We start from the raw sequence: 24,563 nt of genomic DNA on the forward strand, positions 1-24,563 counted from the left end.
CCGGACAATGGGACGCATGAGCTTGTTCCGGGACGACGGCGTGGTGCTGCGCACGCAGAAGCTGGGCGAGGCCGACCGGATCATCACGATACTGACCCGGGGCCATGGCCGGGTGCGCGCCGTCGCGCGCGGGGTGCGGCGCACCAAGTCGAAGTTCGGGGCCCGTCTTGAGCCGTTCTCCCATGTGGACGTGCAGTTCTTCGCGCGGGGCAGCGAGCTGGTCGGGCGCGGGCTGCCGCTGTGCACCCAGAGCGAGACGATCGCCCCGTACGGCGGCGGGATCGTCACGGACTACGGGCGCTACACCGCCGGGACCGCGATGCTGGAGACCGCCGAGCGCTTCACCGACCACGAGGGCGAACCCGCGGTCCAGCAGTATCTGCTGCTGGTGGGCGGGCTGCGCACGCTGGCACGGGGCGAGCACGAGCCGCATCTGATCCTGGACGCCTTCCTGCTGCGCTCCCTCGCGGTCAACGGCTACGCCCCCAGCTTCGACGACTGCGCCCGCTGCGGACTGCCCGGACCGAACCGTTTCTTCTCGTTGGCGGCGGGCGGAATCGTCTGCGGCGACTGCCGGGTGCCCGGCAGCGTCGTACCCTCGGCTGAGGCCGTCGCCCTGCTGAGCGCCCTGCTCACCGGCGACTGGGAGACGGCGGACGCGTGCGAGGCGCGTCATGTCAGGGAGGGGAGCGGGCTGGTGTCCGCCTATCTGCACTGGCATCTGGAGCGCGGGCTGCGTTCACTGCGGTACGTAGAGAAGTGACACAGGGAGACTGAGAAGCTCATGGCAGTACGCGGGATGCTCGGCGGCCGTAACCGGCGCGACCACAAGACCCCGGAGCCGCACCCGTCCGGTGCCGTGCCCCCGAAGATCCCCGGTGAGCTGGTGCCCAAGCACGTCGCCATCGTGATGGACGGCAACGGCCGCTGGGCGAAGGAGCGCGGCCTGCCCCGCACCGAGGGGCACAAGGTCGGCGAGGCCGTCGTCATGGACGTGCTCAAGGGCTGTATCGAGATGGGCGTCAAGAACCTCTCGCTGTACGCCTTCTCGACGGAGAACTGGAAGCGGTCCCCGGAGGAGGTGAAGTTCCTGATGAACTTCAACCGGGACGTCATTCGCCGCCGCCGTGACGAGATGGACGAGCTGGGCATCCGGATCCGCTGGGTGGGCCGCATGCCCAAGCTGTGGAAGTCCGTCGTCCAGGAGCTCCAGGTCGCCCAGGAGCAGACCAAGGACAACGACAAGATGACGCTGTACTTCTGCGTCAACTACGGCGGCCGGGCGGAGATCGCGGACGCCGCGCAGCGGATCGCGCAGGACGTCGCCGCCGGGCGGCTCGACCCGTCGAAGGTCAACGAGAAGACGTTCGCGAAGTACATCTACTACCCGGACATGCCGGACGTGGACCTGTTCGTGCGCCCCAGCGGCGAGCAGCGCACCTCGAACTACCTGATCTGGCAGAGCGCGTACGCCGAGATGGTCTTCCAGGACGTGCTGTGGCCGGACTTCGACCGCCGCGACCTGTGGCGCGCCTGTCTGGAATTCGCCCAGCGCGACCGCCGGTTCGGCGGCGCCGAGGAGGTCGCGGCGAAATCGGATCCCCGGGCCTGAACCCCTGCCGGTACGATCACGGCTCTTTCGCACACATCGGGTGGGGCCATGAACGAACAGCAGGGTGCCGTGCACGGAGCGGTCGAACTCAGATACCGCCCGGAGCTGCGGGACTACACGACGGCGCTCCGCGCCCGTAACCGGGTCAGCGCCTCGGGCCGGCGGCAGCGGCTCCTGGGTGTGGTCGCCACGGGATGCGGCGTCGTGGCCACCTCGCTGTCCCTGGCGAAAGGCAGCGAGGTGCCGTTGCCGCTGCTGGCGGCGCTGCTGATCTGCGGCCCGCTGCTCTTCCTCGGCCCGTGGCTGATGGCGCGCCAGCTGTTCCGGTTCGTACGGGGGCAGGGCGAGTTCCGGGTGCGGGTCGAGGAGTCCGGCGTCGCCGTCGACACGGACAGCACGAGCGCGGTCGTCAGGTGGCAGGCGCAGCCGCGGTACGTGGAGACGGCGGACCTGTTCGTGATGTTCAGCGACGACCGGAACACCACCGGGTTGACCGTGATAGCCAAGCGGGGCGCCCGGGACGGGGCCGCTGTGGACCGCATGCGCGAGATCTTCGACCGGAACCTGACGAAGGTCTGAACGGCCGGAGCCGGGAGCCGCCCCGGTCCGGCCTAGCTCCCGCCGCTCGCGCAGTCCGCGCAGGTGCCGAAGACCTCGACCGTGTGGGCCACGTTGACGAAGCCGTGCTGGCTGGCGATGGTCTCCGCCCACTGCTCGACCACGGGCCCCTCGACCTCGACCGCCTTGCCGCACATGCGGCAGACCAGGTGGTGGTGGTGCTCGCCGGTCGAGCAGCGCCGGTAGACGGACTCGCCCTCCGTGGTGCGCAGGACGTCCACCTCGCCCGCGTCCGCGAGGGACTGGAGGGTGCGGTAGACCGTCGTCAGGCCGACCGAGTCCCCCCGGTGCTTGAGGACGTCGTGCAGCTCCTGGGCGCTGCGGAACTCGTCCACCTCGTCGAGCGCCGCCGCGACGGCTGCCCGCTGCCGGGTCGAGCGGCCGCGTACCGGAGCCGCGTTCGTACCACTGATCGGCGCCGTCGCCACAGGAGCCTCCTCGTGTCGCCCGTACATCTGTCGGGCCATTGTGCCAGCCCGCCCCATCCGGGGGGTCAGACTCGGACGTCGTCCGGTGCCGGGCGGGCCCCCGGTACTTCCAGGGTGCACCGCTCCGCCTCGGTCTCGCCGCGCCGGGCGCGCCCGCGGGCGAGCGGGGCGGCGAGCAGCGTCAGGACGACGAAGACGCCGATGGCCAGCAGGACGATCGTCGCGCCGGGCGGGACGTCCTGGTAGTACGAGGTGATGGTGCCGGACAGCGTGACGCCGACGCCGATGACGACGGCGAGCACGAACGTCACCTTGAAGGACCGGGTGATCTGCTGCGCGGCGGCGACCGGGACCACCATCAGGGCGCTGACCAGCAGCAGCCCCACGACCCGCATCGCGACCGTGACGGTCACGGCGGCGGTGACCGCGACGAGCAGGTTGAGCATCCGCACCGGCAGGCCGGTCACCCGGGCGAACTCCTCGTCCTGGCTGACGGCGAACAGCTGCCGCCGCAGCCCCACCGTCACCAGCAGGACGAACGCGGCGAGCAGCGAGATCGCGGTGATGTCCTCGGAGGAGACCGTGGACAGCGAGCCGAAGAGGTACGAGGTCAGGTTGGCGTTCGAGCCGGTGTCGGAGAGGTTGATCAGCAGGACACCGCCCGCCATGCCCCCGTAGAAGAGCATGGCCAGCGCGATGTCGCCGCGGGTGCGGCCGTACCAGCGGATCAGCTCCATGACGACCGCGCCCACGACGGCGACGGCGGTGGCCATCCAGACCGGGCTGGTGGAGAGCAGGAAGCCGAGGCCGACGCCGGTCATCGCGATGTGGCCGATGCCGTCGCCCATCAGGGCCTGCCGGCGCTGCACGAGGTAGATGCCGACGGCGGGCGCGATGACGCCGACCAGTACAGCGGCGAGCAGGGCCCGCTGCATGAAGGCGGGGTGGAGGAATTCCATGGTCAGCTCAGCAGTCCCGTCCGGACGGGCTCGGAAGCCGCGTGGGGGTGTACGTGGTCGTGGCCGGGCAGGGCGTGCTGCCCGACGGCCTTCGGGGGCGGCCCGTCGTGCAGGACGCAGCCGTCGCGCAGGACGACCGCCCGGTCGATCAGGGGCTCCAGCGGGCCCAGCTCGTGCAGGACGAGGAGCACGGTGGTGCCGGCGGCGACCTGCTCGCGCAGGGTGGCGGCCAGGATCTCCTGGCTGGCCAGGTCCACGCCCGCCATCGGCTCGTCCATGATCAGGAGCTCCGGTTCGGCGGCGAGCGCGCGGGCGATCAGCACGCGCTGGTGCTGGCCGCCGGAGAGGGCGTTCACCGAGTCCTTCGCGCGGTCGGTGAGGCCGACGAGCCCGATGGCCCGGTCGACGGCGGCGCGGTCGGCCTTGCGGAGGAGGCCGAGCCGGGTGCGGGAGAGCCGCCCGGCGGAGACGACCTCGCGGATCGTGGCGGGCACGCCGCCGGCCGCCGTGGTGCGCTGCGGTACGTAACCGACCCGGGCCCAGTCGCGGAAGCGGCGCAGCGGGGCGCCGAAGAGCTCGACGGTGCCGCCGGTCAGGGGGACCTGGCCGATGACAGAACGGACGGCGGTGGACTTGCCGGAGCCGTTGGCGCCGAGCAGGGCGACGACCTCGCCCCGGCGCACGGTCAGGTCGACGCCGCGCAGCACGGGGCGCGCGCCCAGGGTCGCGGTGGCGTCGCGTACGGCGATCACGGGTTCGCTGGTGGGGTGCTGGGGCTCGGGCATGAGCGCCTCCGGTGCTGCTGCGCGGTTCGGGCCGACGGGTGCGGCGGGGTCGTCGGGTGCGGTGGGGTCGTCGCTCACTTCGCGCCGAGCGCCGAGCGCAGGGCGGCGAGGTTGGACTTCATGACCTCGATGTAGTCATCGCCCTTGGAGCTGTCGGTGATTCCCTCCAGCGGGTCCAGGACGCCGGTCTTCAGGCCGGTGTCGCGGGCGACGGTCTTCGCGGTCTTGTCGCTGGCGAGCGTCTCGAAGAAGACGGTGGTGACCTTCTTCTTCTCGGCGATGGAGTGCAGGGCGCTGATGCGGGCGGGGCTGGGCTCGGCCTCGGGGTCGATGCCGGCGATGCCCTCCTGGGTGAGGCCGTAGCGCTCGGCGAGGTAGCCGAAGGCGGAGTGCGTGGTGATGAACGTCTTCGTCCCGGTGTTCCTCAGCCCGGTCCGGTACGCGGTGTCGAGCGCGCCGAGCTCCTTGACCAGGGCGTCGGTGTTCTTGCGGTAGTCCGCCGCGTGGTCCGGGTCGGTCTTCTCCAGGGACTTCCCGACGCCCTTGGCGACCTCGGTGTACTTCACCGGGTCCAGCCAGATGTGCGGGTCGGCGCCGGCCCCGTCGCCCTCGTGTTCGTGGCCGTGCTCCTCGCCGCCGGTCTCGGTGCCGTGGTCCTCCAGCGTGGTCAGCGTCGCGGCGTCGAGGGTGTGGGAGGCGCCGGACTGCTTGATCGCCTCGTCGACGGCGGGCTGGAGGCCCTTGAGGTAGAGGATGAAGTCCGCGTCGCTGAGCCTGCCGGTCTGCCGGGGGCTGAGCTCCAGGTCGTGGGGCTCCACGCCGGGCTTGGTGAGGCTGGTGACCGAGACGTGGTCGCCGCCTATGCGCTCGGCCAGGAACTGCATCGGATAGAAGGACGCCACCACATCCAGCCGGCCGCCGCTCTTGTGGTCGGAGCTGTCGGACGAACAGGCGGTGACGGCGGTGAGGCCGAGCACGACCGCGCCGGTGACGGCGGCGGCCGGTATGAGGCGGCGTATGTTCATGACACTCATTTTCAACAAAAGTGGAAACGATTGTCAACAAGCGAGGTTCGCGAACAGGACCGGTACCGATTTGATCGAAGGGCAGGCGCCGCCGGTAATCTGGGCTCTTCGCCCGCCCGTTCCGTCGTAATGAAGAGAGCACCGTGGCCGCCGACAAGATCGACACCATCGTCAGCCTGAGCAAGCGCCGTGGCTTCGTCTACCCCTGCAGCGAGATCTACGGTGGTCAGAAGGCCGCCTGGGACTACGGGCCGCTGGGCGTCGAGCTCAAGGAGAACCTGAAGCGCCAGTGGTGGCGCTACATGGTCACCTCCCGCGAGGATGTCGTCGGCATCGACTCGTCGGTCATCCTGGCCCCCGACGTGTGGGTGGCGTCCGGCCACGTCGCCACGTTCTCGGACCCGCTGACCGAGTGCACCTCCTGTCACAAGCGCTACCGCGCGGACCACCTGGAGGAGGCGTACGAGGAGAAGCACGGCAAGGCGCCCGCGAACGGCCTCGCCGACCTCAACTGCCCCAACTGCGGCAACAAGGGCACCTTCACCGAGCCCAAGCAGTTCTCCGGCCTGCTCTCCACGCACCTCGGCCCGACCCAGGACTCCGGCTCGGTCGCCTATCTGCGCCCCGAGACCGCCCAGGGCATCTTCACCAACTTCTCCCAGGTGCTGACCACCGCGCGCAAGAAGCCCCCGTTCGGCATCGCGCAGATGGGCAAGTCCTTCCGCAACGAGATCACTCCGGGCAACTTCATCTTCCGCACGCGCGAGTTCGAGCAGATGGAGATGGAGTTCTTCGTCAAGCCGGGCGAGGACGAGCAGTGGCAGGAGTACTGGATGGAGCAGCGCTGGAACTGGTACACCGGTCTCGGCATGCGCGAGGAGAACATGCGGTGGTTCGAGCACCCGCAGGAGAAGCTCTCCCACTACTCCAAGCGCACCGCTGACATCGAGTACCGGTTCCGCTTCGGCGGCAGCGAGTGGGGCGAGCTGGAGGGCGTCGCCAACCGCACCGACTACGACCTCAACGCCCACTCCAAGGCGTCGGGCACGGACCTGTCCTACTTCGACCAGGAGAAGAGCGAGCGCTACACCCCGTTCGTCATCGAGCCCGCGGCCGGTGTCGGCCGCGCGATGCTGGCCTTCCTCCTCGACGCGTACAGCGAGGACGAGGCGCCGAACGCCAAGGGCGTCATGGAGAAGCGCGCCGTGATGCGCCTCGACCCGCGCCTGGCGCCGGTCAAGGTCGCGGTCCTCCCGCTCTCCCGCAACCCGCAGCTCTCGCCGAAGGCCAAGGGCCTCGCCGCCGACCTCCGGCAGAACTGGAACATCGAGTTCGACGACGCCGGCGCCATCGGCCGCCGCTACCGCCGCCAGGACGAGATCGGTACGCCGTTCTGCGTCACCGTCGACTTCGACACCCTGGACGACAACGCGGTCACCGTCCGCGAGCGCGACACGATGAAGCAGGAGCGCGTCTCCCTGGACCAGATCCAGGGCTACCTCGCCTCCCGCCTGCTCGGCTGCTGACGCCCGCACCCGCTGAACGAGACCCCCGCTTCCGCGCCCGCCTGCGAAAGCGGGGGCCTCGTGCGTCCGGGGGACCGGGGGCGGAAAACCGGGTGAGCCGGGCGCCCGGTGTGGGTACCGTCTTGCCCATGTCTTCGTTCTTCCAGATCTACGAGTGAGAGCGCGGCGGGTCCGACCACCCGCCGCCCCCCGGATCGATCCGAGGTCACGAGAGACCTCACCGAGACCACACATTGGGAGAACCCCATGGCCAAGAGCCGCAACAACCTCCTCGGCGTCGGCGGACAGCGCAAGAAGCTGTCCCGCGGCGGGGCGCAGGGCGCCGGTCCCGCCGGAGAGGCCGCCGACCGCAAGTCGGCCGCCGACCAGAAGCAGGAGCTGCTCCGCAAGATGCGGGAGCGGGCCGCCGGCACCGAGCAGTCCGACACCGCGGAGGCCGACGCGCCGGCCGCGGAGCCGGAGGCCCCGGCGCAGAGCTGACGCCCCGCGCACACACCGAGGCCCCGGCGGGCCGGACCACCAGGTCCGCCCGCCGGGGCCTCGTCGTACCCGCCCGGGCCGCCCCGTCCGGAGCCCCCGCGCCCGCAGGGCGCCCCTCAGTTCACCGTGCGCGGCAGCCGCAGGCTCAGCGCCGTCGTCAGGGCGACCGCCGCCAGCTGGACGAGCAGCGTCACGATCAGGGCGTCCCGCATCCCCCACCCCGGCACCAGGGCCAGGAACAGCGAGCCGAGCGTCGCCACGCCCAGGGTCAGCGCCGCCTGCTGGGTCGTCGTCATCACCCCGCCGCCCACCCCCGCCCGATCCGGCGGGACGTCCGACAGGATGACGCGGAAGATGACCGGCAGCTGGAGGCCCTGGCCGAAACCGGCGACCGCCATGCCCGGCAGCAGGCCCGCCATGCCCAGGTCCGGCCAGCCCCGCCACACGGTGAACGCGAGCACCGCCACGCCCACCGCCTGGATCAGCCCGCCGGCCGTCACGACCCGGCTGCCGTACCGCCGCACCAGCCGGGGACCGGCCAGCGAGGCCGCGAAGAAGGCCACCGCCATCGGGGCGATCGACAGGCCGGACCGCGCCGGGCCCAGCTCCAGGCCCTGCTGGAGCGCGACCGCGATGACGAACATGAATCCGCCGAAGCCCACCGAGAACGGCACCACCAGGGCCAGACCGCGCCGCAGCGACTCCAGGCGCAGCAGGCTCGGCGGCACCAGCGGGACCAGTCCGCGCCGGTCCGCCCGCCGCTCCACCCGGTAGAACGCCGCCGCCGCGAACGGGAACAGCGCGAGGGACACCCAGGTCCACAGCGGCCAGCCCGCCGCCCGGCCCTCGGTGAGCGGGGCCAGCAGCGTCAGCAGCGACACCGCCAGCAGCAGCGTGCCCGGTACGTCGACGGGCGCGGGCCGCGCCGCCCGCGTCTCCGGGACCGCGCGCGCCGCCAGCACCAGACCGAGCACCGCGACGGGCACGTTGACCAGGAACACCGACCGCCAGCCCGCGCTCTCGCCGAACACCGAGGACAGCGGGGCGGCGGCGACCAGCGCCCCGCCCAGGATCTGGCCCGCGACCATGGAGAGCCCGGCCGTCGCCCCGTACAGGCTCATCGCCCGGGCCCTGCGGTGGCCGGAGGTGGCCGCCTGGATCGTGGCGAGGACCTGCGGCAGCATCAGCGCGGCCGACGCGCCTTGCGCCACCCGCGCCCCGACCAGGGTCCAGGCGGTCGGGGCGAGTCCGCAGGCCAGCGAGGTGAGCCCGAAGGCCGCGATCCCGGCCAGGAAGAGCCGGCGCCGCCCCGCCATGTCACCGAGCCGCCCGCCGAGGACCAGCAGCACGGCGTAGGCGAGGCCGTAGCCCGCGACGACCAGTTCCAGCAGGGCCGGGCCCGCCGCCAGGTCGTGGTCGATGGTGGGCAGGGCCACGTTGACGATGAAGAAGTCGATGAGGGGGAGGGCCGCGCCCAGCAGCACGGTGAACAGCCCCAGCGTGCCGAGGACCGGGGCGGGATGGTCGTGCCGCACCACCGGGGAGGTGGTGGCGCTTGCCGTTGTCGTCCGTACAGAGGATTCACTCACGCCACCGACGATCGCGCCCCTCGCAGCCTGGTACCAGAGTGTCCTTATCCTGGTACAAGGACCACCAGGCACCAGCAGCCCGGGGCCCGCGCCGGGCCCGCACCCTGGAGGAATGACGACGATGGCGACGCCCCTGACGCAGCAGGCCGCCCCCGGCGTGAGCGAGCCCGACATCCGGCGGCACGAGCTGGCGAACTTCCTGCGCAGCCGCCGTGAACGGATCACCCCCGAGCAGGTCGGCCTCGTCCGGGGCCGCCGCCGGCGCACCCCGGGGCTGCGCCGCGAGGAGGTCGCCCAGCTCTCCGCCGTCGGCGTCACCTGGTACACCTGGCTCGAACAGGCCCGGGACATCCAGGTCTCGCCCCAGGTCCTCGACGCCCTCGCCCGCGCCCTGCTGCTGGACCGCAGCGAGCGCAGCCACCTTTTCTCGCTCGCCGCGGCCATCGACCCGGCGCCCGGCACGGACTGCCCGCACGTCACTTCGGCGCTGCGGACCATGCTGCGGCAACTGGAGCCGATCCCCGCCTGCGTGCAGAACAGCCGGTACGACATCCTCGCCCACAACCGCACGTACGGGCGGCTGCTCTGCGACCTGGAGGAGGTCGCGCCCGGGGACCGCAACGTCATGCTGCTCGCCCACACCAACGCGCAGTGGCGGGCCTCGGTCATGGACACCGCGGAGGTGACCCGCTACATCACCGCCAAGTTCCGCGCGGAGATGGCGGAACACCTCGCCGAGCCCGCCTGGAAGGAGCTGCTGGGGCGCCTGGAGGCGGCCTCGGAGGAGTTCCGCGAGAACTGGGCCCGGCACGAGGTCGTCGGGGCGGGCAGCCGGTCCAAGGTCTTCCGCAACGCCTGGGTGGGGCTGCTCCGGGTGGAGGCCACCGATCTCTGGCTCGGCCCCTCGGCCGGGCCGCGCCTGGTCAGCTACGCGCCCCGGGACGACGAGACGTACGAGCGGCTGGCGCGCCTTCAGGAACTGGTGCGCGCCGCCGGGGACTGAGCGGCCAGGTCCCCGACCACCGGTTCCGCCAGCCGCTCCGCCGTCCGGCGCGCGGTGGACCGGGCCCAGCGGCCGCTGCTCAGGGCGCCGACCAGCAGGACGGCGAGACCGCAGCCGGTGACGATCCACCAGCCGGGCCGGCTCGCCGCCACGAAGCCGTCCGAGCCGCCCGGGTCCGCCATCCCCGCCGCCAGGACCGCGCCGATCACGGCGACCCCGAGGGTCTGCCCGATCTGGCGGCTGGTGGAGGCGACGGCGGCCGCCACGCCCGCTTGGGAGCGGGGCATGCCGGAGACCGCGGTGTTGGTGATGGGCGCGTTCACCGAGCCGAAGCCCAGGCCGAACAGCACATACGCGGCGAACATCGAGACCGTCCCGGTCTCCGCGTCGAACGCCGCCAGCATCAGCCCGCTCACCGCCATCGCACCGCCCGCGATCAGCAGCGGGATGCGCGGCCCGCGACTGGCCACGAGCCGCCCGGACAGCGGCGACAGCAGGCACACCACGGCCGCCATGGGCAGCGTGTAGAGCCCGGCGTCCAGGGCGCTCAGCCCCCGGACGTCCTGGAGGTAGAGCGTGTTGAGGAAGAGGAAGCCGCCGAGCGCGGCGAAGGCGCTGACCGCGATGACCGTGGCACCGCTGAACGGAACGCTGTGGAAGAACCGCAGATCGATCAGCGGGTCGGCGCGCCGGGGCTCGTACACCAGCAGCCCCACGAGCGCCGCCGCCGCGAGTCCGGCGAAGAGCAGGATCTCGGCGGAGGCCCACCCCTTCTGCGGGGCCTCGATGATCGCGTATGTCAGTGAGCCCAGCAGTGTGATCACCAGGAGCTGGCCCAGCGGGTCCGGGCGGCGGGCCCGGTGGGCGCGCGACTCGGGGACGTAACGCCAGGTCAGCAGCAGGGCGGCGAGGCCCACCGGGAGGTTGACCCAGAAGATCGAGCGCCAGCCGACCGAGTCGACCAGGGCGCCGCCGACCACCGGGCCCGCCGCCATCGAGATGCCGACGACCCCGCCCCAGACCCCGATCGCCCGGGCGCGCTCGCGGGGATCGGTGAAGGTGTTGGTGATGATCGACATCGCGACGGGGTTGAGCATCGAGCCGCCCACGGCCTGCACCATCCGGAAGGCGATGAGGGCCTCCAGGTTCGGCGCCAGCGAGCAGAGCGCCGAACCCAGGGTGAACAGGACGAGCCCGGCCATGAAGACCTTGCGCCGGCCGATCCGGTCGGCGGTGGAACCGGCGAGCATCAGCAGGGATGCGAGGACGAGCGTGTACGCGTCGATCGTCCACTGCATCCCCGCGACGCTCGCGTCGAGGTCCTGGCGCATGGCGGGCAGGGCGACATTCAGGGCGGTGGTGTCGAGGCTGACGATCAGCAGGCTCATGCAGCAGATCGCCAGCACCAGCATCCGCCGCCGGTGGCTGAGCTCAGGCATTCATTGATAGTACGACTAACTAACGACCGCCGCCGCCAGGGCCTCCGCCACGTCCCGGACCAGCGGGTGGTCGCCCGCCGCGTCGGAGGCGCCCGCCGGCTTCGTCGTCAGCACCGCCAGGACCACCGGCACGCCCTCCGGCGTCCACGCGACGCCCACGTCGTTGCACGAGGCGTACGAGCCGCCGCCCGTCTTGTCGGCGACCGTCCACTCCGGCGGCAGCCCGGCCCGGAACCGCGTACCGCTCGTCCGGCAGTTCAGCAGCCAGTACGTCAACCGCTCGCGGTCCCGGCGCTCCAGCGCGTCCCCCAGGACCAGCCGGGCGTAGTCGCGGGCGAGCGCGGACGGGGTCGTGGTGTCCGTGACCCGGCCCGGCTCGGCGGAGTTCAGCACGGGCTCCCAGCGGTCCAGCCGGGTCACGCGGTCGCCCAGGGAGCGGGCGAAGCGGGTGACGGCCTGCGGGCCGCCGAGCTCGCGCAGCAGCAGATTGCCCGCGGTGTTGTCGCTGTCGCCGATGGCGGCGTCGCAGAGACGGGCGATGCTCAGCCCGCTCGCGAGGTGCTCCGGGGTGTCGGTGACCGGGGAATCGGACACGCAGTCCGCCTCCGTGTAGTGGATCACCTTGTCCAGGACCTCGCCGTCCCGGTCCAGGTCCCGTAGGACGGCCGCCGCGGCGAGCGTCTTGAACGTGGACAGCATCGGGAAGCGCTCGTCCGCCCGGTGCCGCACCGCGACGCCGGTGGCCACGTTGTACGCGAACGCGCCGACGCGGGCGCCGTGCGTCCGCTCCAGCTCGCGCAGCCGGGCCGTCGTGGGATCGGCCGCCGCGCGGGCGGTGGCCGCCGTACCGAGGAGCAGCACCCCGGCGCCGCCGAGCGCGAGCACCCCGCGACGGCTGGGGGAGCCGGGAGTTAAGGGGGCAGAGGTCGTAGTCATGAGCTTCGTCTCCTTCATAGGCCGGCCGGTCGCCGGAATCCCCACGCTACGGCGGGGGTCCGACAACGCCCCCTCTTCCCCTCGCCCCGGCGGGGCGAGACGCCCTGGGGAGCAGTCATCGGCGTACGGGACAATGGGGCCATGACCACGCTCGCCCCCTCGCCCTCGCTGCTCCGCATCGGCCCGCACACCGTGCAGCCCCCGGTGGTCCTCGCGCCCATGGCCGGCATCACCAACGCCCCCTTCCGCACGCTGTGCCGGGAGTTCTCGGGCGGCAAGGGGCTGTTCGTCAGCGAGATGATCACGACGAGGGCCCTGGTCGAGCGCAACGAGAAGACCATGCAGCTCATCCACTTCGACGCGAGCGAGACCCCGCGCTCGATCCAGCTGTACGGAGTGGACCCGGACACGGTCGGCAAGGCCGTCAGCATGATCGTGGACGAGAACCTCGCCGACCACATCGACCTCAACTTCGGCTGTCCGGTCCCCAAGGTCACCCGCAAGGGCGGCGGCTCGGCCCTCCCGTACAAGCGGCCGCTGCTGCGCGCGATCCTGCACGAGGCGGTCTCCCGGGCCGGGGACCTGCCCGTCACGATCAAGATGCGCAAGGGCATCGACGACGACCACCTGACCTACCTCGACGCCGGCCGGATCGCCGTCGAGGAGGGCGTCACGGCGGTCGCCCTGCACGGCAGGACCACCGCCCAGCACTACGGCGGCACCGCCGACTGGGACGCCATCGCCCGCCTCAAGGAGCACGTCCCGGAGATCCCGGTGCTCGGCAACGGCGACATCTGGTGCGCGGACGACGCCCTGCGCATGATGCGCGAGACCGGCTGCGACGGCGTGGTCGTGGGGCGCGGCTGCCTGGGCCGCCCCTGGCTCTTCGGCGACCTGGTCAGCGCGTTCGAGGGTACGGAGACGAGGCAGGCGCCCGTGCTGCGCACCGTCGCCGACGTGATGCTGCGCCACGCGACGCTGCTGGGCGAGTGGATCGGCGACGAGGCGCGGGGCGTGATCGACTTCCGCAAGCACGTCGCCTGGTACCTCAAGGGCTTCGCGGTGGGCTCCGAGATGCGCAAGAGGCTGGCGATCACCTCCTCGCTGGAGGAGCTGGGCTCCCAGCTCCAGGAGCTGGACCTCGACCAGCCCTGGCCGGACGGCGCCGACGGCCCCCGCGGCCGCACCTCGGGCAACAACCGGGTGGCCCTCCCGGACGGCTGGCTGAAGGACCCGTACGACTGCGCGGGCATCAGCGCCGACGCGGAGCTGGACACCTCCGGAGGCTGAGAAAAACACATGACGAGTGGGGGCACTGAGTGCCCCCACTCGTCATTTTCGCTCATCCGAGCGGGCCCCCCATCGAGTGATTCTCGCCACCTTGAGAAGGCGTGCGCTCAGATGAGCGCAAAATCGAGGACTGCACTTCTCAAAGGATGGCACTGGGTGCCATGTAGCCGTACTTTGATCGATCGATGCTTCGATCACTTTCAGCCACCGAACCAAGGGTCCCGGTGTGCGCTGCGTCATCCTGCGTACGACTCCTGAACGCACCGTTCCGGATGGCTCCCGGGCAGCCGACATTCGATCTGCTGGCGGACGGGTGGTTACGGCCGTACGACGCGCAAGTGGACGTACCCAGGCACCTTCGATCTGGGTATGTTCCTCGCCGTCAGGGCAGCCACCGCGTCTTCGAGGAGTCGAGACCGTGTCGGAAAACAAAGATGTGCAGAAGTTCGTCTACGACTTCACCGAAGGCAACAAGGATCTGAAGGACCTCCTCGGCGGGAAGGGGGCCAACCTCGCCGAGATGACCAACCTCGGGCTCCCCGTCCCGCCCGGCTTCACGATCACCACCGAGGCGTGCAAGGTCTACCTGGACAGCGGTGACGAGCCGGCCGCCCTCCGCGACGAGGTGAGTGCGCACCTCGGCGCCCTGGAGGCGCGGATGGGCAAGAAGCTCGGCCAGGCCGACGACCCGCTGCTGGTCTCCGTACGCTCCGGCGCCAAGTTCTCGATGCCCGGGATGATGGACACCGTCCTCAACATCGGCCTCTCCGACGCCTCCGTGGTGGGCCTCGCCGTCCAGGCCGGCGACGAGCGGTTCGCGTGGGACTCGTACCGCCGGCTGATCCAGATGTTCGGCAAGACCGTGCTCGGGGTGGGCGGCGAGCTCTTCGAGGAGGCGCTGGAGGCCGCGAAGGAGGCCAAGGGCGTCAAGGTCGACGTGGACCTCGACGCGGGCGACCTGAAGAAGCTGGTCAAGGAGTTCAAGAAGATCGTCGCGCGGGACGCCGGCCGCGACTTCCCGCAGGACGCGCGCGAGCAGATGGACCTGGCCATAAAGGCGGTCTTCGACTCGTGGAACACCGACCGGGCCAAGCTCTACCGCCGCCAGGAGCGCATCCCCGGCGACCTCGGCACCGCCGTCAACGTCTGCTCGATGGTCTTCGGCAACCTCGGCCCCGACTCCGGTACGGGCGTCGCCTTCACCCGTGACCCGGCCAGCGGGCACCAGGGCGTCTACGGCGACTACCTCCAGAACGCGCAGGGCGAGGACGTCGTCGCGGGCATCCGCAACACCGTCCCGCTCGCCGAGCTGGAGTCGATCGACAAGCAGTCGTACGACCAGCTGCTGACGATCATGGAGACGCTGGAGACCCACTACAAGGACCTCTGCGACATCGAGTTCACCATCGAGCGCGGCCACCTGTGGATGCTCCAGACCCGGGTCGGCAAGCGCACCGCCGGTGCCGCGTTCCGGATCGCGACCCAGCTGGTGGACCAGGGGCTGATCGATGAGGCCGAGGCCCTTCAGCGGGTCAGCGGCGCCCAGCTCGCCCAGCTGATGTTCCCGCGCTTCGACGACACCGCGAAGACCCGGCGGCTCGGCCGGGGCATCGCCGCCTCGCCCGGCGCGGCGGTCGGCAAGGCGGTCTTCGACTCGTACACCGCCGTCAAGTGGTCCCGGTCCGGCGAGAAGGTCATCCTGATCCGCCGCGAGACCAACCCGGACGACCTGGACGGCATGATCGCCGCCGAGGGCATCCTCACCTCGCGCGGCGGGAAGACCTCGCACGCCGCCGTCGTCGCCCGGGGCATGGGCAAGACCTGTGTCTGCGGCGCCGAGGAGATCGAGGTCGACACCAAGCGCCGCCGCCTGACGGTCGGGGACATCGTCGTGGAGGAGGGCGACGTCGTCTCCGTCGACGGCTCCACCGGCAAGGTGTACCTCGGTGAGGTCCCCGTCGTGCCGTCCCCGGTGGTCGAGTACTTCGAGGGCCGGATGCACGCGGGCGCCGACGACGCCGACGAGCTGGTCGCCGCCGTGCACCGGATCATGGCGTACGCGGACCGGGTGCGCCGGCTGCGGGTGCGGGCCAACGCGGACAGCGCGGAGGACGCCCTGCGCGCCCGCCGCTTCGGCGCCCAGGGCATCGGCCTCTGCCGCACCGAGCACATGTTCCTCGGCGAGCGCCGCGAGATGGTCGAGAAGCTGATCCTGGCCGACACCGACCAGGAGCGCGAGACGGCCCTGGAGCAGCTGCTCCCGCTACAGAAGGCGGACTTCATCGAGCTGTTCGAGGCGATGGACGGGCTGCCGGTCACCGTACGGCTCCTCGACCCGCCGCTGCACGAGTTCCTGCCGGACATCACGGAGCTCTCGGTACGCGTGGCCCTCGCCGAGGCCCGCAAGGACGCCAACGAGAACGACCTCAGGCTCCTCCAGGCCGTGCACAAGCTGCACGAGCAGAACCCGATGCTGGGGCTGCGCGGGGTGCGCCTCGGCCTGGTCATCCCCGGCCTGTTCGCCATGCAGGTGCGGGCCATCGCCGAGGCGGCCGCCGAGCGCAAGAACGCCAAGAGCGACCCGCGCGCGGAGATCATGATCCCGCTTGTCGGCACGGTCCAGGAGCTGGAGATCGTCCGCGAGGAGGCGGACCGGGTCGTCGCCGAGGTCCAGGCCGCCACCGGCACCGACCTCAAGCTGAAGATCGGCACCATGATCGAGCTGCCGCGCGCCGCGCTGACCGCCGGGCAGATCGCGGAGGCGGCGGAGTTCTTCTCCTTCGGTACCAACGACCTCACCCAGACGGTGTGGGGCTTCTCCCGCGACGACGTGGAGGCGTCCTTCTTCACCGCCTACCTGGAGAAGGGCATCTTCGGGGTGTCGCCGTTCGAGACGATCGACAAGGACGGCGTCGGCTCGCTGGTCACGAGCGCCGTCGCGGCGGGCCGGGCCACCCGCCCGGACCTGAAGCTGGGCATCTGCGGGGAGCACGGCGGCGACCCCGAGTCGGTGCACTTCTTCCACGAGGCCGGTCTCGACTACGTCTCCTGCTCGCCGTTCCGCATTCCGGTGGCGCGTCTGGAGGCGGGCCGGGCGGCGGCCGGGGCGCGGGCGAGCGACAGCCGCTGACGCGTCACCCCTTACCGATTCCGCTTCCGCCGCCGGTGATCGCACCCTCACCCGAACCGGCGGCGGAAGCGGAATTCCGGAGGCGGCGGCACCCTGTGCGGGGGTGCCGCCGTCTTGTCGTACGGGACCGGACGGCGCACAACGTTGTCATGTCCCGGTAAATGCGAGGAACGGCGTCCATTGCTTCGTTTAATGCGCAAAGAAATCGAGTGGAACGGACCGGGGTGCGGCCCGTGGATCCCCATCCACGGGCCGCACCCGGCTTACCCCCATCGAGTGCGGAGCCGCACCTTTGCCAACCGCCGCCGAACGAGCAAAACCCCCCACGGCCTTCACTCGCTCTTCCGGTGGCTCCGGAATCGCACCCGACGCCGTACAGCCTTTCGTCCGGCGGGCGGTCCCGGCGAGGCGTTTCACCTCTGGCCGAAACCCCGTGGTGACGTGCTGTTACGATTCGCATACTCTTGCGAGGGGGGAAATTGCAGGTGCAAGGGGTGGGAGTTCGGTGCTGCGTATCCATGTCTCCGGATGGGACCTTTCCAGGGTGCGGATGGCCTCCGGGCCGGACGCGCTGTGGGAGACCATTCTCAGCTTTCACCGGCTGAGGGACCGGAGGGCTTCCGCGGTCTTCGGGAAATGGCGCACCGAAACCCGCCCACGGTTGAGCGGTGAAGTACGTCTGCTGTCCGCGGTGGTCCCGCAGCACGGATATTTTCCCGACTTCCTGACGCCTTCTCAGGAAAGCGCCGAACCACTCGGACTCGACGCGGGAATGGAAGCCGTGCGTGCCACTCCGCCCGAGCGCCTGAGCGCCGAGATCGCCCTCCTCGGGGACCCCGGCGCCCGGCGGGCCGCCCGCCTGGACCCCCTGCGTGAGGGTGGCGCCGAGCCCGTGGGCCGCCTCGTCGCCGCCTTACGGGACTACCACCGCGCCGCCGTCGAGCCGTACTGGCCGCACGTCCGCTCCGCCGTCGAGGCCGACCGGGCGATCCGGGGCCGCGCCCTCCTGGACGGTGGCACCGACGAACTGCTCGCCTCGCTGCCCCCGGTCATCCGGTGGCGGGCGCCCGTCCTGGAGGCGGACTACCCCGTGGACCGCGACCTCCACCTGGACGGGCGCGGGCTGCTCCTCCAGCCGTCCTACTTCTGCCGGGGCACCCCCGTCGTCCTGCGCGACCCCCTGCTCCCGCCGGTCCTGGTCTACCCGGTCGCCCACCGGGCCGCGCCCGCCTTCGCCGAGCCGGGCCCCTCGCTCGGCCGGCTCCTCGGGCAGACCCGCTCCACGGTCCTGCGGGTCATCGGCGACGGCTGCACCACCAGCGAACTGGCGCGGCGCGCCGGGGTCTCCCTCGCCTCGGCCAGCCAGCACGCCTGCGTCCTGCGTGAGGCGGGGCTCGTCCACACCCTGCGGCACGGCAGCTCCGTCCAGCACACCCTGACCCCGCTCGGCGGCTCGCTGCTGAGGGGCGGGGCACCGGTCGCGGTTTCGTGAGGTGCCCCGTACGGAAAGGATCCGCGGCCCGCACCGATGAGTTCCGGGCGGCCCCGGCGTCTACCAGTCGAGAAGACGCACACGGAACCAGAGCACCGAGAGAGCGAGACGGCCATGCCACAGATGATCTTCGTGAACCTGCCGGTCAAGGACCTGGAGACGTCGAAGAACTTCTTCGCGAAGCTGGGCTACTCCTTCAACCCGCAGTTCAGCGACGAGCGCACCGCCTGCCTCGTCATCAGCGACACGATCTTCGCGATGCTCCTCCAGGAGGAGCGCTTCAAGGACTTCACCAAGAAGGACATCGCCGACGCGTCCGCGTCCACCGAGGTGATCCTCGCGCTCAGCGCCGACAGCCGCGAGAAGGTGGACGAGCTGGCCGACGCCGCCCTCGCCAACGGCGGATCGCCCGCCAACGAGACGCAGGACCTCGGCTTCATGTACGGCCGCTCCTTCCAGGACCCGGACCACCACCTGTGGGAGGTCGTCTGGATGGACCCGTCCGCCGTCGAGGGCTGAGCCGGGCGAAAGACGCTACAGCCCCGCGTACGTCACCCCGGTCAGCTGCTCCGAGGCCACCCACAGCCGTTCGCCCGCCACATCGCCGCGCGTCCGGCCCGCCCGCCAGGACGGTCCGGGCGCGCCGCGCCAGCCCAGCACCCGCGGGCCGGTGAACGAGTCGGGGCGCACGCCCGGCGCGGTGGCCGCGTACAGCGTGGGCAGGGCCCCGGCCGACGCGGGCTGGGCGATGACGTTGGCGAGGTTCATGACCCGCTCCGCCACCCTGCGCCGCTCCAGCCGGGCCGCCGCCGTGTGCAGGTCGGTCGCGGCGAGGCCCGGGTGCGCGGCGGCGGCCACCACTCCGCTGCCGGCCGCCGCGAGCCGCCGGGCCAGCTCGTGGACGAAGAGCAGGTTCGCGGTCTTCGAACGGCCGTAGGCGGTCCAGCGGCGGTAGTTCCGCTCGCTGTTGAGATCGCCCATGTCGATGTCGCCCAGGGCGTGCAGCCCGCTGGAGACGGTCACCACCCGGGCGCCCCCGGTGGCCGGCAGCCTCGGCAGCAGCAGCCCGGTGAGCGCGAAGTGCCCGAGGTGGTTGACGCCGAACTGGGTCTCGAAGCCGTCTGCGGTCCGCCCGTACGGCAGGGCCATCACCCCGGCGTTGTTGATCAGCAGGTCGATCCGGTCCGCCCGGAGGCCCTTGGCGAACGCGCGCACCGAGGACAGGTCGGCCAGATCGAGCGGGGCGAACTCCACGTCCGCGCCGCGCACCGCGTACCGGATGCGGGCCGCCGCCTCCTCGCCGCGCCGTTCGTCGCGGCAGGCGAGCAGCACCCTGGCCCCGCAACGGGCCAGCTCGCGGGCGGTGATGATCCCGATCCCGCTGTTGGCCCCCGTCACCACGGCCGTGCGGCCGCTCTGGTCCGGTATGTCGCGCGTGCTCCAGCCCTGGGTCATGGATCAAGCGTACGACCGGGCACGCGGACGGCCGGAAGCACCCGTTCGGGGGCCTCCGGCCGCCGGGGCGCGTCAGTCCGCGCGTACCTCGAAGACCGGTACGGAGACCTCGTCGTCGTCCAGGCAGGCCCCCGTCGCCAGGTCGAAGCGCTGCTTGAGCAGGGGCGAGGCGACGAAGGGCTGCCCGCCGTCGGAGCCGATCAGGCCGCGCGAGAGGACATAGGCCCCGGTGAACGGGTCGCGGTTGTCGATGGCGTACGTGCGCCCCGCCCGGTCCAGGAAGAGCGCGACCTGCCGGCCGTCCGGGAGGAGGGCGGCGACCCCGCGGCCGGGGGTCAGCAGCGAGCGGTCGCACACCGTGAGCCAGCCGTCCCCGGCGGCGAGCCGGACGGTCCGGGTGTCCTGCGCGGTCGCCGGCGTCTGCGTGGTCATCAGGAGGCGGTCCCTTCAAGAGTGCGGATGGCGAGAACCGGGCCCGCGAGGATGTCCAGGTCGGGCTTGACCTGGTCGCGTTCCGGGACGAACTTCACCGACGGGTCGGGCGCGTCGGGCGCGTTGACGAACGTGACGAACCGGCGCAGCCGCTCCGGGTCGTTGATGGTCTCGGCCCACTCGTCGCGGTAGCCGCGCACATGGTCGGCCATCAGCCGCTCCAGCTCCTCGCAGAGCCCGAGCCTGTCGTGCACGACGACGTCCCGGACGTGCTCCAGGCCGCCCTCGATGCGCTCCAGCCAGGCCGAGGTGCGCTCCAGCCGGTCCGCGGTGCGGATGTAGAACATCAGGAACCGGTCGATCAGCCGGACCAGTTCGGCGTCGGACAGATCCTGGGCGAGCAGGTCGGCGTGGCGCGGGGTGGCGCCGCCGTTGCCGCCCACGTAGAGGTTCCAGCCGCCGGCCGTGGCGATGATCCCGAAGTCCTTGCCCCGGGCCTCCGCGCACTCCCGGGCGCACCCCGAGACCGCCGACTTCAGCTTGTGCGGGGAGCGCAGCCCCCGGTAGCGCAGCTCCAGGTCGATCGCCATCTTCACGGAGTCCTGCACGCCGTAGCGGCACCAGGTCTGCCCGACGCAGGACTTGACCGTGCGCAGCGACTTCCCGTACGCGTGCCCGGACTCGAAGCCCGCGTCGACGAGCCGGGTCCAGATCAGCGGGAGCTGGTCGACCCGGGCGCCGAAGAGGTCGATGCGCTGACCACCGGTGATCTTGGTGTAGAGCCCGAAGTCGCGGGCCACCTCGCCGATCACGATCAGCTTGTCCGGGGTGATCTCGCCGCCGGGTATGCGCGGCACGATCGAGTACGAGCCGTTGCGCTGGAGGTTGGCCAGGAAGTGGTCGTTGGTGTCCTGGAGGGCCGCCTGCTCGCCGTCCAGGACGTAGCCGCTGGCGCCGACCGTCGGGGCGAGCGAGGCGATGACCGAGCCGACCGTCGGCTTGCAGACCTCGCAGCCGTCGCCGCCCCGGGCCTCCTCCCGCCCGTGGGAGTCGAGGAGGTCCGCGTACGAGGTGATGCGCAGGGTGCGGACGATCTCGTACAGCTCGCCGCGGGTGTACGCGAAGCAGCCGCACAGGCCCGCGTCCTGGCTCTGCGGGAGCAGCTGGCCGATCACCTTGACACAACTGCCGCAGCCGGTGCCCGCCTTGGTGCACTTCCTCACCTCGGGGAGCGTGGTGTGCTCGCAGATCGCGCCCTTGGTGACGTTGTGGCAGGAGCAGATCACCGCCTCGTCGGGCAGTGCGGACGGGCCGAGCGTCACCGGGCCGCCCGCCCCGGCCGGCAGCACCAGCTGCTCGGGGGCGACCGGCAGCACGCTCCCGGTCATCGGGCGCAGCGTGCCGTACTGGTCGGCGTCGCCCACGAGGACCCCGCCCAGCAGGGTGCCGTCCGCCGCCATCACCAGCTTCTTGTAGACACCGGAGCGGGCGTCGGAATACACCACGTCGAGGCAGCCCTCGGCGGTGCCGTGCGCGTCGCCGAACGAGGCCACGTCCACGCCGAGCAGCTTCAGCTTGGTCGACAGGTCGGCGCCGGTGAACGCGGCCGCCTTGCCGGCGATCACCTCGGCGGCCGTCAGAGCCATCTCGTAACCCGGCGCCACCAGCCCGTACACCCGGCCGTCCGAGGCGAGCGCGCACTCGCCGATGGCGAAGACCGCCGGGTCGGAGGTCCGGCACTCCTCGTCCACGACGATCCCGCCGCGCTCCCCGACCACGAGCCCGCACTCCCGGGCCAGCTGGTCGCGCGGACGCACCCCGGCCGAGAACACCACCAGGTCCGTGGCGAGCGCGGACCCGTCGGAGAGCGCCATCCCGGTCACCGTGCCGTCCTCGCCCGCGGTCACCTCCTGCGTACCGACCCCGGTGTGCACGGTCAGGCCCATGTCCTCGATGGTGCGCAGCAGCGCCGCGCCTCCGCCCTGGTCCACCTGGACGGGCATCAGGCGGGGCGCGAACTCCACGACGTGCGTGTCCAGGCCGAGGCCCTTCAGCGCGCCGGCCGCCTCCAGGCCGAGCAGCCCGCCGCCGACCACCGCGCCGGTCGTCGCGTTCTTCGCGTACTCCTCGATGGCGAGCAGGTCCTCGATCGTCCGGTAGACGAAGCAGCCGGTGCTGTCCTTGCCGGGGACCGGCGGCACGAACGGATAGGACCCGGTCGCAAGGACCAGCGTGTCGTACGCGAAGACCTCGCCGGACCGCGCCGTGACCGTACGGGCGGCGCGGTCCACGTCCACCGCCGGGTCACCCAGCCGCAGTTCGAAGCCGTGCCGCTCCATGAAGCCGTCCTCGACCAGCGACAGGTCGTCCGGGGTCTTCCCGGCGAAGTACGAGGTCAGCTGGACCCGGTCGTAGGCGGCGCGGGGCTCCTCGCACAGGACGACGACCCGGGCGGTCCCGGCGGCGCCGGTCAGCCCGCGCTCGGCCAGGGCCTCCAGGAAACGCTGGCCGACCATCCCGTGCCCGACGACCACGAGCGTCGGCACGGCGGCAGGGCCTGAGGTGGGGGCGGTCGGGGGAGTGGACACCGGCATCTCGGGGCCTCCGTCGTCGGTGAGCAGATTCGGCAGGGCCACAGGCGCCGGGCCTGTGTGCTCATGACCGGAAGCGTGTCCGGGCGGTGTTACCCGGCCGGTTCCCCGCTGTTTCCCGGGAGGAACCTTGCGCTCAGCGCCTGCCGGAAAGGTCTGTGAGGCGGCCCCCGGAAGCCGGAAAAGGGGCGTTGTCCTGCGGAAACCTCAGAGTTGGCTCAACTTTCCCGGTGCGGCCCCGGAACGGTTGGACGGTGCACGCATCCGCTCCATAGGGTCGTGCTCATGCCGGACATCACCCTGACCACCCTTGTCGTGCTGTGCCTCGCCGCCGCCGCGGCGGGCTGGGTCGACGCGGTGGTCGGCGGCGGCGGACTGCTCCTGCTGCCCGCGCTGCTGCTCGGTCTGCCGCACCTGCCGGCCGCGCAGATCCTCGGCACCAACAAGGCGGTCGCCATCGTCGGCACCTCGGGCGCCGCCGTCACCTACGCGCGGAAGGCGCCCGTGAGGGTGGGCACGGCGGTCCGGATCGGGCTCGCGGCCCTGGCCGGGTCGATGACCGGCGCGTTCTTCGCCGCCGGGATCAGCAGCGAGGTGCTGCGGCCGGTGATCATGGTGGTACTGCTGGCGGTCGCCGCGTTCGTGATGCTGCGGCCCCAGTTCGGCCGGGCCGCCGGGGAAGGCGTCCCGCCCCGGATCACCCGGGCGCGCACGGTCACCGCGATCGTCCTGGTGGGCGGCGGCATCGGCCTGTACGACGGGCTGTTCGGACCCGGTACGGGCACCTTCCTGATACTCGCCCTGACCGCCGTGCTCCACCTCGACCTGGTGACCGCGTCGGCCACCGCGAAGATCGTCAACGTCTGCACCAACGCCGGGGCGCTCGCGATGTTCGCCCACCAGGGCAACGTGCTGTGGCAGCTGGCGGCGCTGATGGCGGTGTTCAACCTGGCGGGCGGGTTGCTGGGCGCGCGGATGGCGCTGCGCAAGGGCAGCGAGTTCGTGCGCGGGGTGCTGCTGGTGGTGGTGTTCTCGCTGGTGGCGAAGCTCGGGTTCGACCAGTGGTCGAGCTGATTTCGTACGGCGGGGCTCAGCGCACGCTCGTGAGGTGGGCGTACGCCACCACGTTCCCCCGGTAGCCGGTCGCGTCGGAGTAGCCGCCGCCGCAGGTGATCAGCCGCAGCGAGGCGTGCTCGGAGGCGCCGTAGACCCGCTGGTCGGGGAAGTCGTCGCTCTCGTACACCTCGATCGCGTCGAGCGCGAAGACGGCGGTACGGCCGTCCTGCCGGTCCACCTCGACGGTGCTGCCCTTCTTCAGTGAGCCCAGGTCGTAGAAGACCGACGGGCCCTGCGCGTTGTCGACGTGGCCGGCGACGATCGCGGTGCCCTTGGCGCCCGGCGGTGTGCCGTCCTTCCACCAGCCGACGATGTCCGTGTTCCCGGCCGGCGGCACGTCCAGGCTGCCGTCGGCCCCGAGCCCGAGCCGCATCATCGGCGCGTCGACCCGGATGCTGGGAATCCGGATGCGTACGGGCGCGGAGGGGCGCAGCGGCTCGGCGACCGGGGAGCCGGGCAGCAGGGCGGGCCCGGCGGCGAACGCCTGGGCCGCGGCCGGGCCCGGCGGGGTGAGCCGGGTGCCCGCGCCGTTCTGGATCAGCCAGACACCGGCCAGCGCCACGACGACGAGCAGCCAGCCCTTGGCCTTCTGGGACACGGTGGTCCTCCGGGGTGCGAAGCGGAAACGGTCCCGTCCCGGTGGCGCGGGGCCACCGG

22 protein-coding genes are annotated in these 24,563 nt (G+C 71.6%); 11 read left to right on the plus strand and 11 right to left on the minus strand.

The annotated features are described in order from the left end of the window. Window positions 1-16: 16 nt before the first annotated feature. Genes recO through OG867_RS22480 form a run of 3 tightly spaced genes read left to right on the plus strand, consistent with a single transcriptional unit; the run spans window position 17 to window position 2,191 of the window. The gene (recO, locus tag OG867_RS22470; RefSeq protein WP_328900105.1) at window positions 17-763 is read left to right on the plus strand and encodes a DNA repair protein RecO; all 747 of its coding nucleotides are present in this window, start codon (window positions 17-19) and stop codon (window positions 761-763) included. A 21-nt stretch (window positions 764-784) separates the two neighbouring features. Next, complete coding sequence (locus OG867_RS22475; protein WP_328900104.1) at window positions 785-1,612, plus strand: isoprenyl transferase; 828 nt, start codon at window positions 785-787, stop codon at window positions 1,610-1,612. Between the two features lie 48 nt (window positions 1,613-1,660). Next, window positions 1,661-2,191, plus strand: a complete 531-nt coding sequence (locus OG867_RS22480; protein ID WP_406287870.1) for a hypothetical protein — start codon at window positions 1,661-1,663, stop codon at window positions 2,189-2,191. Between the two features lie 32 nt (window positions 2,192-2,223). Here the strand turns inward: OG867_RS22480 and OG867_RS22485 are convergent, their stop codons facing one another. From OG867_RS22485 to OG867_RS22500, 4 genes are all read right to left on the minus strand, one after another. Beyond that, a complete protein-coding gene (locus tag OG867_RS22485; protein WP_328900102.1) occupies window positions 2,224-2,658 on the minus strand; it encodes a Fur family transcriptional regulator in 435 nt (144 codons plus the stop codon). A gap of 65 nt (window positions 2,659-2,723) precedes the next feature. Next, window positions 2,724-3,617 (minus strand): metal ABC transporter permease, encoded by an 894-nt coding sequence (locus tag OG867_RS22490; protein WP_328900101.1) that lies wholly within the window; start codon window positions 3,615-3,617, stop codon window positions 2,724-2,726. A gap of 2 nt (window positions 3,618-3,619) precedes the next feature. After that, a complete protein-coding gene (locus tag OG867_RS22495) occupies window positions 3,620-4,402 on the minus strand; it encodes a metal ABC transporter ATP-binding protein (RefSeq protein WP_328900100.1) in 783 nt (260 codons plus the stop codon). 74 nt (window positions 4,403-4,476) lie between these two features. After that, window positions 4,477-5,427 carry a metal ABC transporter substrate-binding protein gene (locus tag OG867_RS22500; protein ID WP_406287873.1) on the minus strand — a complete coding sequence of 317 codons (951 nt, stop codon included), beginning with the start codon at window positions 5,425-5,427 and terminating at the stop codon, window positions 4,477-4,479. A gap of 143 nt (window positions 5,428-5,570) precedes the next feature. Here OG867_RS22500 and OG867_RS22505 point away from each other — a divergent pair, with 143 nt between their 5' ends. Together OG867_RS22505 and OG867_RS22510 are read left to right on the plus strand one after the other, a co-directional pair. After that, window positions 5,571-6,953 carry a glycine--tRNA ligase gene (locus OG867_RS22505; protein ID WP_328900098.1) on the plus strand — a complete coding sequence of 461 codons (1,383 nt, stop codon included), beginning with the start codon at window positions 5,571-5,573 and terminating at the stop codon, window positions 6,951-6,953. A gap of 246 nt (window positions 6,954-7,199) precedes the next feature. Next, complete coding sequence (locus tag OG867_RS22510) at window positions 7,200-7,433, plus strand: DUF6243 family protein (protein WP_406287876.1); 234 nt, start codon at window positions 7,200-7,202, stop codon at window positions 7,431-7,433. A gap of 116 nt (window positions 7,434-7,549) precedes the next feature. On the opposite strand, the gene OG867_RS22515 is transcribed toward OG867_RS22510, so the two are convergent. Further along, window positions 7,550-8,971, minus strand: coding sequence for an MFS transporter (locus OG867_RS22515; RefSeq protein ID WP_406291121.1), 1,422 nt, complete (start codon window positions 8,969-8,971; stop codon window positions 7,550-7,552). Between the two features lie 163 nt (window positions 8,972-9,134). Here OG867_RS22515 and OG867_RS22520 point away from each other — a divergent pair, with 163 nt between their 5' ends. Then, on the plus strand, window positions 9,135-10,025 hold the full coding sequence (locus tag OG867_RS22520; RefSeq protein ID WP_406287878.1) for a helix-turn-helix domain-containing protein: 891 nt from the start codon (window positions 9,135-9,137) through the stop codon (window positions 10,023-10,025). On the opposite strand, the gene OG867_RS22525 is transcribed toward OG867_RS22520, so the two are convergent. Continuing rightward, the gene (locus OG867_RS22525) at window positions 9,995-11,464 is read right to left on the minus strand and encodes an MFS transporter (RefSeq protein WP_406287880.1); all 1,470 of its coding nucleotides are present in this window, start codon (window positions 11,462-11,464) and stop codon (window positions 9,995-9,997) included. The genes OG867_RS22520 and OG867_RS22525 overlap by 31 nt on opposite strands. Window positions 11,465-11,479: 15 nt before the next feature. Beyond that, on the minus strand, window positions 11,480-12,400 hold the full coding sequence (gene bla / locus OG867_RS22530) for a class A beta-lactamase (protein ID WP_406287882.1): 921 nt from the start codon (window positions 12,398-12,400) through the stop codon (window positions 11,480-11,482). 141 nt (window positions 12,401-12,541) lie between these two features. Here bla and dusB point away from each other — a divergent pair, with 141 nt between their 5' ends. The 4 genes from dusB (at window position 12,542) to OG867_RS22550 (ending at window position 18,831) form a co-directional block, all read left to right on the plus strand. Further along, window positions 12,542-13,690, plus strand: coding sequence for a tRNA dihydrouridine synthase DusB (gene dusB / locus OG867_RS22535; RefSeq protein ID WP_328900092.1), 1,149 nt, complete (start codon window positions 12,542-12,544; stop codon window positions 13,688-13,690). Window positions 13,691-14,108: 418 nt separating this feature from the next. After that, entirely contained in the window at window positions 14,109-16,820 is a 2,712-nt protein-coding gene (gene ppdK, locus OG867_RS22540) for a pyruvate, phosphate dikinase (RefSeq protein WP_406287884.1), read from the plus strand. A gap of 505 nt (window positions 16,821-17,325) precedes the next feature. Beyond that, window positions 17,326-18,312, plus strand: coding sequence for a transcriptional regulator (locus tag OG867_RS22545; RefSeq protein WP_406287886.1), 987 nt, complete (start codon window positions 17,326-17,328; stop codon window positions 18,310-18,312). A 114-nt stretch (window positions 18,313-18,426) separates the two neighbouring features. Further along, on the plus strand, window positions 18,427-18,831 hold the full coding sequence (locus OG867_RS22550) for a VOC family protein (protein ID WP_406287888.1): 405 nt from the start codon (window positions 18,427-18,429) through the stop codon (window positions 18,829-18,831). Between the two features lie 15 nt (window positions 18,832-18,846). Here OG867_RS22550 and OG867_RS22555 read toward each other — a convergent pair whose 3' ends face one another. From OG867_RS22555 to nirB, 3 genes are all read right to left on the minus strand, one after another. Beyond that, window positions 18,847-19,767: an oxidoreductase gene (locus OG867_RS22555; RefSeq protein WP_406287890.1), complete on the minus strand. Its 921-nt coding sequence runs from the start codon at window positions 19,765-19,767 to the stop codon at window positions 18,847-18,849. A gap of 72 nt (window positions 19,768-19,839) precedes the next feature. Beyond that, window positions 19,840-20,199: a nitrite reductase small subunit NirD gene (gene nirD, locus OG867_RS22560; protein ID WP_406287892.1), complete on the minus strand. Its 360-nt coding sequence runs from the start codon at window positions 20,197-20,199 to the stop codon at window positions 19,840-19,842. Next, on the minus strand, window positions 20,199-22,793 hold the full coding sequence (nirB, locus tag OG867_RS22565) for a nitrite reductase large subunit NirB (RefSeq protein WP_406291123.1): 2,595 nt from the start codon (window positions 22,791-22,793) through the stop codon (window positions 20,199-20,201). The genes nirD and nirB overlap by 1 nt, the downstream gene beginning before the upstream one ends. Before the next feature lie 282 nt (window positions 22,794-23,075). On the opposite strand from nirB, the gene OG867_RS22570 reads away from it, so the two are divergent. Beyond that, window positions 23,076-23,864: a sulfite exporter TauE/SafE family protein gene (locus OG867_RS22570; protein ID WP_406287894.1), complete on the plus strand. Its 789-nt coding sequence runs from the start codon at window positions 23,076-23,078 to the stop codon at window positions 23,862-23,864. A gap of 16 nt (window positions 23,865-23,880) precedes the next feature. Here the strand turns inward: OG867_RS22570 and OG867_RS22575 are convergent, their stop codons facing one another. Further along, window positions 23,881-24,504 (minus strand): class F sortase, encoded by a 624-nt coding sequence (locus OG867_RS22575; protein WP_406287896.1) that lies wholly within the window; start codon window positions 24,502-24,504, stop codon window positions 23,881-23,883. Between the last annotated feature and the right edge of the window lie 59 nt (window positions 24,505-24,563).

The organism is Streptomyces sp. NBC_00209 (assembly GCF_045206345.1).
In the GTDB taxonomy this organism is placed as follows: domain Bacteria; phylum Actinomycetota; class Actinomycetes; order Streptomycetales; family Streptomycetaceae; genus Streptomyces.